This window comes from Thermococcus sp. 101 C5, assembly GCF_009372125.1.
In the GTDB taxonomy this organism is placed as follows: Archaea; Methanobacteriota_B; Thermococci; order Thermococcales; family Thermococcaceae; genus Thermococcus_A; species Thermococcus_A bergensis.
Genome location: NZ_WHIZ01000068.1, coordinates 1 through 9,409, shown reverse-complemented (window position 1 = coordinate 9,409; position 9,409 = coordinate 1). Strand labels below are relative to the sequence as shown.

The following is a 9,409-nucleotide window of genomic DNA, read 5'->3' as shown; positions in this document are numbered from 1 at the left end:
AGTTTGAGGTTGGGTTATCTGCATGTGACTTTCGGGCCGAGGAACAGTGTTGAGCGCTGGTTTAGGACGTTGAAGGAGAGGACGAAGCGTTTCTGGAATAATTTCAGGGGTAAAGACTGGAGGAGGGTTCATAGGTTTGTTTTTCTGTTTGCCTTCTGGTATAATTTTGTCAGAATTCATTCTAGTTTTGGTGATCCGCCTGGTGATGTTACTGAATGGCTTCAGGAGGTGATGCCCCAGTTATCCTAACAGTATCCTAAGCAAAGACGAAAGGTTTATAAGCAAACCTAAATGTAAAACCCAATTGATAATAAAATTACTGGTTAAATAAGCTCAAAATCGTGATTAACCTTGAAATATACGAAAAAAGGGGAGGTAAACAGATATGAGCTGGACAACTCCAAAAAAAGCCATTTTGCTCGCTGCAAGCGCTGAGGGAGGAACAAAATTAAACGCATTTGACAACGCCTTGCTCAAAATGGGGATCGGAAACGTTAACTTAGTGAAGCTCAGCAGTGTCATTCCCGCCCACATCGAGTGGATCGACGAACTTCCCAAGAACATCCCAATAGGAATGCTTCTCCCAACAGTTTACGCTCACATAGAGAGCGACGAACCGGGAGCGACAATCAGCGCTGCCCTTGGCGTGGGAATCAGCGAGGACAACAGTGGTGGGCTTATTTATGAATACAGCGGCTACTGCACCAAGGAAGAAGCCGAGAAAATGGTAAAGAAAATGGTTGAAGAAGGCTTTAAAGTTAGAGGCTGGAAGCTTAAGGAATTCAAAGCCGCCGTTGCTGAGGTAACTGTTAAGGACAAGCCCGCTGCTGCCGTTGCAGCCGTTGTTATGCTGCCCTATTGACCCTTTCAATTTATCCTACTGTCTTTAGTGAGAAAGTTAAGGGAGGTGTTGTTGATGGAGGGAGGTGAAGGCGATGGCTCAAGTAGTCGAAACCCCAATAGGAATGCACGTTGTTTTGGATCTCTACGAATGCGATCCTCAAATACTGGACGACATAGAGAAGATAGAAGAAATACTTACCAAGGCTGCTGAAGTAGCGAATGCGACTATTATTGATAAACGCTTCCACAAGTTCTCTCCTCAGGGCGTTTCTGGTGTGGTTGTCGTTTCTGAGAGCCATATCGCAATTCACACATGGCCTGAGCATGGCTATGCTGCCGTTGATGTTTACACATGTGGGGATCACACAATGCCCCTTAAAGCGAGTGAGTATATTATCAAAGAATTAAAATGTAAGAGGCCAACCGTTGTAAAGCTCGATAGAGGGCTTCTCTTTAAGGAGTGACCTCCTTTCTTTTATTACCTCCCTTAAATCCAATTTTTTGTCAAATATTCAGCAACATAAAGGCAAAAAGTTTAAAAGACATCCAATAAGCTTTCAACCGAGGTGAGCATAATGGAATTCATTGAGTGGTATCCAAGAGGATATGGTGTGGGATTTAAAGTTGTTTCAAAAATAACGGAAGCGGAGAGCGAATATCAAAAGATAGAGCTTTATGAGACTGAGGGTTTTGGAAAACTTCTTGTAATTGATGGTACCGTCCAGCTCGTTGAACATGGTGAGAGAAGTTATCACGAGCCATTGGTTCACCCTGTCATGCTCGCCCATCCAAATCCAAAGAAAGTTCTCGTCATAGGAGGGGGAGATGGGGGAGCTTTAAGGGAAGTGCTTGAGCACAAAACCGTTGAAAAGGCAGTTATGGTGGAGATAGACGAGAAAGTTGTTGAGATTTCAATGAAATACTTGAAAATCGATGGAGGACTTCTAGAGAGAGCTCTCAAAGGAGAAGAGCCGAGAGCGGAGCTCATAATAGGAGACGGCGTCGAATACATGAAGAGCCACAAAGATCACTTTGACGTCATAATCGTAGACTCAACGGACCCCGTTGGCCCTGCAAAGTTGCTGTTCAGTGAAGAGTTCTATAGAAATGCGTACGAAGCTCTGGGAGAAAAAGGTTTGTATATTACACAAGCTGGAAGCGTTTACCTCTTCACAGACGAGCTGCTTGATGCCTACAAAAACATGAAGAAGGTCTTTGACAGGGTTTACTACTTCAGCTTCCCCGTGATAGGCTATGCCTCCCCCTGGAGCTTCCTAGTTGGGGTTAAGGGCGACGTAGATTTCACAAAAATTGATTTAGATAGAGCTAAGGACCTCAACTTGCAGTATTACGATCCAGAAAGGCACGAAACTCTGTTCCAGATGCCGAAGTACGTTAGAGAACTCCTTGAGGGCAAAGCCTGAACTTTAGAGTACTTTTTTTGCTTCTTTTTGGAAATTTTCCATAAATTCTTCCATTTTGGAGAGAATGGAATTTAAGGCTTCTTTTGGTGCTTTGGCTTTGTAGATATAACCGAGCCATCCTCTGTTTACCATCTCCCTCTCCACCAGTCCAAGTTCAAGAAGGTGCTTGAGCTTTTCCCTGACAATTCTCTCGGATAAATCAAGCTTTTTTGCAATCTGTCTTGGCGTTAGCTGCTCCTTTAAGAGAAGGGAATATATTTTAATCTCCGAGCTTGTAAGCTCGAATTTTTCAAGGGTTTTTGTGAACGCTCTCAATAGCTCCTCCATTTCCATCACTATGAAGGTTTTTCTTCATACGTATTCACAATTTAGTGAAAACACTTATAAACCTTTCTGGGAAGGTGTTGAGTGGTGATGGTATGCTAAAGGCCGTAATAAAAAACACCAGGATAGTCGATGGTAAATCGTTCATAGGAATGGGCCTGCTCGGCTTGTTAATGAACTTTAGGCATAATCCCGATTTCAAAGGTGCTATTATACTTGTAATTTCATTAATATTATATGTTGCATACGCATTTGCCATAAACAATTGTTTCGATGTTGACACCGATTTAAAAAATCCCCAAAAGAGGAACAAAAACCCAGTGGCAAGTGGGGAACTTAGCTTTAGGATGGGTATTATCTCTTCAGCCCTAATTGCAGCTCTGGGAGTGTTATTTGCGTTTTTCCTTAGTTATAGAGAGTTCATGATCTACATTTTAATGTTGTTGTTGGCTACTTTTTACTCAGCACCGCCGAGACTTAAAGCAAAGCCCATCGTAGATGTAGTATCACACGGGATATTTTTCGGAGCAATGCCCTTCATTTATGGTGCATACTTCGATGGGATTTTAACAAAGTATGAAATTGCAATAGCGATAGCTCTTCTTCTGTATTCATTCGCAATGGAGCTCAGAAACCATCTTGAGGACTATGAAAGCGATTTAAAAGCAAATTTAAAGACTACTCCAATTGTCATTGGCAAGAAATTATCTGAGAAGCTTATATTGGCGTTTTCGGGTCTTTCAATAGCTCTCCTCTTAACACTTCTCAACATCCCCTTTGGAGCCCTTGGGATAGCGATTGTAGGAGTTAGGGCGAGTTATAGACTCTTTGATGTTGTTGTCGTTTTTCTGCTACTCTTTCATGCTTTGAAAGCATTGCTGGGTGTATAGTATGAACAAAAAACGGATATTTGCTCTAATTGCACTTTTAATTTCACTTGCGTATCTATACAAGAGCATTAACCTTATCGAGCTTGAATTAGCCCTAAAAACTTCATCCCATGAGTACCTTCTTGTGGCTTTTATGCTTTCTGTTTTTACCATTATCTTATCTTCTCTTAGGTGGTATCTGTTCTTAAGAGAGGTTCAGGAAACGAGCTTCAGGAAAACTCTAAGAGCCTTTTTAAGTGGATATTATCTAATGACAATTCTCCCACCAAGTGTGGGGCATATTGCAAAAGTCAAGCTCGTTGGGGGTGATTACTTCAAAGCCCTCTCTTCTCTCCTAATTGGACTGAGCACAGAACTGGTAGTGGTCTTTTTATTTGCCCTCATTTTTATCGGCTTCTTGAAGATTGGAATCCTCGGATTAATCATTATCTTGGTTGCCCTAATCTATGAAAAGGGCATTTACAAAGCTCTTGATTCTTTATTGGGTTTTTGGGAGATTTTTGGATTAAAAGGATTGGTGTCAACCCTTAGGGGTTATTTGGAGAGAATACATAAGGGATGGAGCGGAGCAAAGGAAAACAAGGCGATTTTTCTACTCTCGTTTTTGCTTTCTGTGGTGATAATTCTCCTTCAGGTCTATGGAATCATCGTAGTTGGAAAGGCATTTAATTTGGAAATTTCAATGAAACAGGCTTTATATGGGTTTTTAATGAGCGTGCTCTTTGCTTCGGTTAGCAGTATTCCAGCGGGATTTGGGGCAAACGAGTTTGGACTTGTTCTTGGAATCGGCACCTCAACAAAAGCTACTGTAACGGCTTTTATTTATAAATTCCTCTTTCAGTACGTATACTCAATATTGGGTGCAGTTCTGTTTTATGGAGCATTAGATGAAGGTGGTGGATATGAGGGTAGCACTGGTCAGTGACTGGTATTATCCCAAAATTGGGGGAGTAGCGGCCCATATGCACAATTTGGCCATAAAGCTCAGAAAAAGAGGGCATGAAGTAGCGATAGTTACAAACAACAGAACCACCGGAAAAGAAGAGGATCTTGAGAGATATGGAATAGAACTTATAAAAATTCCCGGGATTGTGAGCCCTATTTTGGATGTAAACTTAACATATGGGCTAAAGTCCTCAGAAGAGCTCAACGAATTTCTAAAGGACTTTGATGTAATTCACTCTCACCACGCATTTACCCCCCTCGCTTTAAAAGCAGTTAAGGCCGGAAGGGCAATGGGAAAAGCCACTCTGCTCACAACACACAGCATCTCTTTTGCCCATGAATCGAAGCTCTGGGAGGCCTTAGGATTCACAATTCCTCTTTTCACAAGCTATCTAAAGTATCCCCATCGAATAATAGCAGTAAGCAAGGCTGCAAAGGCATTTATAGAGCATTTTACATCTGTTCCAATCTCAATAGTGCCAAATGGAGTTGATGATAAGCGTTTCTTCCCTGCAAAGAATAAAGACGAGATAAAAGCCAAGTTTGGACTTGAGGGTAATGTAGTGCTTTATGTAAGCAGAATGAGCTACCGAAAAGGACCTCATGTGCTTTTGAATGCATTTTCCAAAATAGAAGATGCTACTCTTGTAATGGTCGGTAACGGAGAAATGCTTCCTTTCCTAAAAGCCCAAGCTAAATTCCTTGGAATAGAAGACAGGGTTGTCTTCATGGGATATGTGCCGGATGATGTTCTCCCAGAGGTTTTTAGAATGGCAGATATCTTCGTGTTACCATCAGTATCTTCGGAAGCATTTGGTATAGTTGTCCTCGAAGCTATGGCATCGGGAGTGCCAGTTGTAGCTACAGACGTCGGTGGGATACCCGAAGTAGTTAAAGAAAATGAAGCCGGCCTCTTAGGACCTCCCGGAAACGAACTTGAGCTGAGAAAAACAATTCAAAAGCTTTTGAAGGATGAAGAACTAAGAAGGTGGTATGGGAACAATGGGAGGAAAGCTGTCGAGGAAAAGTATTCATGGGACAAGGTTGTGGTAAAAATAGAAAAGATTTATGAGGAAGTTCTCTCAAATATCCAAAGGGGAAAGGTATGAGAATGGAAGAGCTGACATGGGAAGAATTTGAAAAGGCAAAAGCCAAGGTATCTGCTATTCTTCTTCCCGTGGGCAGTGTTGAGGCTCATGGAAAGCACTTACCTTTAGGCACTGATGTCTTTGCCCCCCTTGAAATTGCAAGGAGAGTTGAAAAAAAGCTGAAGGATAAAGGAATAGAAATCCTGATAGCGCCTCCAATCTGGTATGGGCACAGCTTTGTGCTGAACGTTTATCCGGGAACCATAAACGTGAAAGCAGACAGCTTGAGGAGATACGTTAGGGATGTGATGAGTGAATTCGCAGAGGAGGGTTTTGAAAAGATAATCCTCTTAAATGGGCACGGCGGAAACGTTTATCCGCTCCTAGAGGCGAGTGAGGAAGTTGCAGAGAGCTACGACGTCGGGATTATCCTCATAAACTGGTGGATGGACTTCAGAAAAGAAATACTTGAAATATGTTCCTCCCAAGGGCACGCAGGAGAAGATGAGACCTCAGTAATGCTTGCAATAGCCCCAGAACTCGTCAAAATGGAGAAAGCAAAGGGAGAAAAGAAGAGTTCTCCAGCTAGAGTAATAAGGAGAGACATAGGGTTTGAGCTTTTCCCGGACGGAGTCAATGATAATCCCCAAGGAGCAACAAGAGAAAGGGGAGAAAAGATTTTGGAAGTAGTTAGTGATAAAATATCAGAAATCCTGGAAGGAGTGCTATGAAAGAAGTCCTAAGAGAGATCGATACAAGGATAAAAAGACTTGAGGCTGAGATAGAGCTAATAGAAAGCAGGCTGGAGTTTTTGGACAAAATCGGGGCTAGTTCCAAGTATAAACTCCTGGAAAGACAGCAGAGCGCTGGCGAAATATATATACTGTTCTTCATGCTCTGGGGCTTTATAGGGCTGGTGCTCCTCTTATACCTCAAATATAAGTATGCAGAGGTGCTGCCGTTCTCGCTAACCCCCTATATTCTTTTGATGGTTATTTTAATCCTCTTACCCGCTGTGTACTATGCAATCCCCTCCAGAAAACCCGAAGAAGAAACCCCGATGGACTACCTCAATAAAAGAGAAAGGATGGCACGCCTGCTTATAAATCGCTTTTACAAGCCTCTAAGAGAGGCCCTTGAAAAAAATGATAACGTCAAGCTAAAAGAGCTGGCGGACAGTATAAGCATGGGAGAACTCGCCAGAGCTGCTGAAGAACTCAACGAGGGCAACCCAAAAGCCATGGCATATGCCCTCTACATCTACCTTGCCAGAGATACCGTAAGCTCCGAAGAGATCCAAGAAGCATTGGCACTCGTAAAGAACAAACCTCTAAAACTGCTGCTCTCGACACTCCTGAAAGAAAGCTCGAGCAAGCAATGAAAAGTTTTTAAACTCAAGGGAAAAAGAAAGAATGACCGATGATGGCAACAGGGTAGCTACCGAATTTGATGTGGAAGCCGTTCCAGTCTGAGGTTATTCACACGGCACTAATAGGACAGGAAGTTTTGAGTCCCTAACCACCCTTTCTGCCGTGCTTCCAAGAAGGAGGTCTTTTAGAACGCTCCTACCCTTCTTGCCCATAACTATGATCGAAGAATCTTTGGCCAGGGCAGTACCTAATATAGAATGCGAGGCTATTCCAGTGAGCACCTCAGTTTTTACCGAAACGCTAAACATCTTCGCAAATTCTGTCAGCTTTGCCTTCGCGTTTTCAATGTTCTTTTCAAGATCTTCTGGCTTTCCATAATCCACTACGTGAATAATAACAGCTTCTTTGATTAGCTCCTCAAACCTCTTTGCCGCATTTACAACTTTTTCAGAACATTCGGAAAAGTCCAAAGCAATCAAGGGCCTCTTGAAAATCTCTTTACAATTTGAGAGACATTTAATTTTCTCCTCTTCCTCGTCCCATTCGTATTTTACAACCAAGACAGGTTTTTTAGTTGCCCTAACAAGGTTTGAGGCAGTGCTGCCGAGAAGCATTTGTCTTAGGATATTTTCACCTTTAGATGGGACAACAATTAAATCAACATTCTTTTCTTGGGCTATTTCAGCTATTTCAAGCGAGGGTATCCCGATTTTTACAATGGGCTCAACATCAATTCCCTTTTTTCTCATTTCTTCGGCAAGCTTATTTAGCTCCTCTTCGTCTATTCTCATGAGTTCTACTGCCTCTATATCCGTGGCTGTTATATCGACTACGTGAACCAGGTACAGCTTCTTGGCTCCGAGTTCAAAAAGCTGGGGAATGCATTCTCTGACGCCATGTATAGAAACTTCGGAAAAGTCCGTTGGAAAGAGTATTTTTTCAAACATGATACCACCTAAATATATATTGTCATGGAGGTATTTAAGCCTTTAAGAAGAAGGAAAACATTATATTTGAGATAAGCTTTACTTTATGGCGGTGATACTATGAAGAGGGTACACATTTTCGACTGGCACAAAGAGCATGCAAAGAAAGTTGAAGAGTTCGCAGGCTGGGAAATGCCCATCTGGTACTCAAGCATAAAAGAGGAACACCTTGCCGTTAGGAATGGAGTTGGAATTTTTGATGTCTCTCACATGGGAGAAATATTCTTCAGAGGGAAGGATGCGCTCAAGTTCCTTCAATACGTGACTACAAACGACATCTCCAGGCCCCCTGCGATAAGCGGAACCTATAGCTTAGTCCTCAACGAAAGGGGAGCGGTGAAAGATGAGACCCTTGTCTTCAACATGGGAAATGACACTTATATGATGGTCTGCGACAGCGATGCCTTTGAAAAGCTCTACGCATGGTTCACATCAATTAAAGGGGCAATTGAGCAGTACACAAAGCTCGACCTTGAGATAGAGAACAAGACCTATGATATGGCAATGTTCTCGATTCAGGGACCAAAAGCAAGGGATCTCGCTATGGATCTCTTTGGAATAGATATAAACCAGCTCTGGTGGTTCCAGGCCAAGGAAGTCGAGCTTGATGGAATCAAGATGCTCCTCTCAAGAAGCGGTTACACTGGAGAGAACGGTTTTGAGGTTTATTTTGAGGACGCAAACCCATACCATCCAAACCCGGAGAAGAGAGGAAAGCCAGAGAAAGCCCTATACGTATGGGAAAAGATTCTCGAGGTCGGGCAAAAGTACGGCATAAAGCCCGCTGGACTTGGCGCTAGGGATACCCTAAGGCTTGAGGCAGGTTACACCCTCTACGGCAACGAAACGAAAGAGCTCCAGCTCTTGAGCACCGACATAGATGAAGTCACTCCACTACAGGCAAACCTTGAGTTTGCAATCTTCTGGGATAAGGAGTTTATAGGAAAAGAAGCACTGCTCAAGCAGAAGGAGAGGGGACTCCCAAGCAAGATGGTGCACTTCAAGATGGTTGATAAGGGAATACCAAGAGCGGGCTACAAGGTATATGCAGAGGGCAAAGAAATTGGAGAAGTTACAAGCGGAACGCTTTCTCCGCTCCTTGGAATAGGCATAGGTATAGCGTTCGTTAAGCCAGAATACGCAAAGCCCGGAGTGGAGATAGAAATCGACATAAGAGGGGACAAAAAGAAGGCAGTAACTGTCGCTCCTCCATTCTATGACCCCAAGAAATACGGAGCGTTCAGAGAGGAGTGATCTTCTATTTCTTTCCTATTATTATTCCCCCAACTATGAGGATTAAGCCAGCTATAGTTGATGGTGCTATTTCTTCTCCCACCAGGAAATGAATAAACACGAGGGACAAAAAGGGGACAAGATAGGCTAAGTTTGACGCAAAGGAGACATCACTTTCAATTGCTTTATACCATAATAAGAACGTCACCCCCATCTCAAAGAGCCCCACGTGAACTACCCCGTCCGCAAGGACGGGGCTTCGTGAGGAGTTAAGCCACCCCAAGGTAGCCTAACCCTCACAGGCCG

The 9,409-nt window shown here is 43.0% G+C and carries 12 protein-coding genes and 1 pseudogene; 10 read left to right on the top strand and 3 right to left on the bottom strand.

From position 1 onward, the window contains the following. The 4 genes and pseudogenes from GBV73_RS09360 to speE form a co-directional block, all read left to right on the top strand. Nucleotides 1-249: pseudogene (locus GBV73_RS09360) on the top strand (IS6 family transposase); the annotation flags it as partial. 136 nt (nucleotides 250-385) lie between these two features. Then, complete coding sequence (locus GBV73_RS09355) at nucleotides 386-862, top strand: pyruvoyl-dependent arginine decarboxylase (protein ID WP_087037790.1); 477 nt, start codon at nucleotides 386-388, stop codon at nucleotides 860-862. A gap of 73 nt (nucleotides 863-935) precedes the next feature. After that, nucleotides 936-1,307 (top strand): adenosylmethionine decarboxylase, encoded by a 372-nt coding sequence (speD, locus tag GBV73_RS09350; RefSeq protein WP_042699395.1) that lies wholly within the window; start codon nucleotides 936-938, stop codon nucleotides 1,305-1,307. 111 nt (nucleotides 1,308-1,418) lie between these two features. Continuing rightward, nucleotides 1,419-2,267, top strand: a complete 849-nt coding sequence (gene speE, locus GBV73_RS09345; protein ID WP_152880958.1) for a polyamine aminopropyltransferase — start codon at nucleotides 1,419-1,421, stop codon at nucleotides 2,265-2,267. 3 nt (nucleotides 2,268-2,270) lie between these two features. On the opposite strand, the gene GBV73_RS09340 is transcribed toward speE, so the two are convergent. Further along, on the bottom strand, nucleotides 2,271-2,600 hold the full coding sequence (locus tag GBV73_RS09340) for a helix-turn-helix domain-containing protein (RefSeq protein WP_232194566.1): 330 nt from the start codon (nucleotides 2,598-2,600) through the stop codon (nucleotides 2,271-2,273). A gap of 86 nt (nucleotides 2,601-2,686) precedes the next feature. Between GBV73_RS09340 and GBV73_RS09335 the strand changes: the two genes are divergently transcribed. From GBV73_RS09335 to GBV73_RS09315, 5 genes are read left to right on the top strand one after another with little or no spacing between them, the layout of a single operon-like run. Then, nucleotides 2,687-3,481: a UbiA family prenyltransferase gene (locus GBV73_RS09335; RefSeq protein WP_004066195.1), complete on the top strand. Its 795-nt coding sequence runs from the start codon at nucleotides 2,687-2,689 to the stop codon at nucleotides 3,479-3,481. Between the two features lies 1 nt (nucleotide 3,482). Further along, nucleotides 3,483-4,406 (top strand): lysylphosphatidylglycerol synthase transmembrane domain-containing protein, encoded by a 924-nt coding sequence (locus GBV73_RS09330; protein WP_152880956.1) that lies wholly within the window; start codon nucleotides 3,483-3,485, stop codon nucleotides 4,404-4,406. After that, nucleotides 4,384-5,535, top strand: a complete 1,152-nt coding sequence (locus GBV73_RS09325) for a glycosyltransferase family 4 protein (RefSeq protein WP_152880954.1) — start codon at nucleotides 4,384-4,386, stop codon at nucleotides 5,533-5,535. The genes GBV73_RS09330 and GBV73_RS09325 overlap by 23 nt, the downstream gene beginning before the upstream one ends. Further along, a complete protein-coding gene (locus GBV73_RS09320; RefSeq protein WP_152880952.1) occupies nucleotides 5,532-6,245 on the top strand; it encodes a creatininase family protein in 714 nt (237 codons plus the stop codon). The genes GBV73_RS09325 and GBV73_RS09320 overlap by 4 nt, the downstream gene beginning before the upstream one ends. Beyond that, on the top strand, nucleotides 6,242-6,895 hold the full coding sequence (locus tag GBV73_RS09315; RefSeq protein ID WP_152880950.1) for a hypothetical protein: 654 nt from the start codon (nucleotides 6,242-6,244) through the stop codon (nucleotides 6,893-6,895). Before GBV73_RS09320 ends, GBV73_RS09315 begins: the two co-directional genes overlap by 4 nt. 93 nt (nucleotides 6,896-6,988) lie before the next feature. On the opposite strand, the gene GBV73_RS09310 is transcribed toward GBV73_RS09315, so the two are convergent. After that, the gene (locus GBV73_RS09310; protein WP_152880949.1) at nucleotides 6,989-7,831 is read right to left on the bottom strand and encodes a universal stress protein; all 843 of its coding nucleotides are present in this window, start codon (nucleotides 7,829-7,831) and stop codon (nucleotides 6,989-6,991) included. Between the two features lie 99 nt (nucleotides 7,832-7,930). On the opposite strand from GBV73_RS09310, the gene gcvT reads away from it, so the two are divergent. Next, complete coding sequence (gcvT, locus tag GBV73_RS09305; RefSeq protein ID WP_152880948.1) at nucleotides 7,931-9,124, top strand: glycine cleavage system aminomethyltransferase GcvT; 1,194 nt, start codon at nucleotides 7,931-7,933, stop codon at nucleotides 9,122-9,124. Between the two features lie 4 nt (nucleotides 9,125-9,128). Here the strand turns inward: gcvT and GBV73_RS09300 are convergent, their stop codons facing one another. Then, nucleotides 9,129-9,332 (bottom strand): EamA family transporter, encoded by a 204-nt coding sequence (locus GBV73_RS09300; RefSeq protein ID WP_042699413.1) that lies wholly within the window; start codon nucleotides 9,330-9,332, stop codon nucleotides 9,129-9,131. Nucleotides 9,333-9,409: the final 77 nt, after the last annotated feature.

Excerpts from the sequence above, each read along its gene's own strand:
- GBV73_RS09355 (WP_087037790.1), top strand. The coding sequence starts at position 386 with ATGAGCTGGACAACTCCAAAAAAAGCCATTTTGCTCGCTGCAAGCGCT.
- speD (WP_042699395.1), top strand. The coding sequence starts at position 936 with ATGGCTCAAGTAGTCGAAACCCCAATAGGAATGCACGTTGTTTTGGAT.
- speE (WP_152880958.1), top strand. The coding sequence starts at position 1,419 with ATGGAATTCATTGAGTGGTATCCAAGAGGATATGGTGTGGGATTTAAA.
- GBV73_RS09340 (WP_232194566.1), bottom strand. The coding sequence starts at position 2,600 with ATGGAAATGGAGGAGCTATTGAGAGCGTTCACAAAAACCCTTGAAAAA.
- GBV73_RS09335 (WP_004066195.1), top strand. The coding sequence starts at position 2,687 with ATGCTAAAGGCCGTAATAAAAAACACCAGGATAGTCGATGGTAAATCG.
- GBV73_RS09330 (WP_152880956.1), top strand. The coding sequence starts at position 3,483 with ATGAACAAAAAACGGATATTTGCTCTAATTGCACTTTTAATTTCACTT.
- GBV73_RS09325 (WP_152880954.1), top strand. The coding sequence starts at position 4,384 with ATGAGGGTAGCACTGGTCAGTGACTGGTATTATCCCAAAATTGGGGGA.
- GBV73_RS09320 (WP_152880952.1), top strand. The coding sequence starts at position 5,532 with ATGAGAATGGAAGAGCTGACATGGGAAGAATTTGAAAAGGCAAAAGCC.
- GBV73_RS09315 (WP_152880950.1), top strand. The coding sequence starts at position 6,242 with ATGAAAGAAGTCCTAAGAGAGATCGATACAAGGATAAAAAGACTTGAG.
- GBV73_RS09310 (WP_152880949.1), bottom strand. The coding sequence starts at position 7,831 with ATGTTTGAAAAAATACTCTTTCCAACGGACTTTTCCGAAGTTTCTATA.
- gcvT (WP_152880948.1), top strand. The coding sequence starts at position 7,931 with ATGAAGAGGGTACACATTTTCGACTGGCACAAAGAGCATGCAAAGAAA.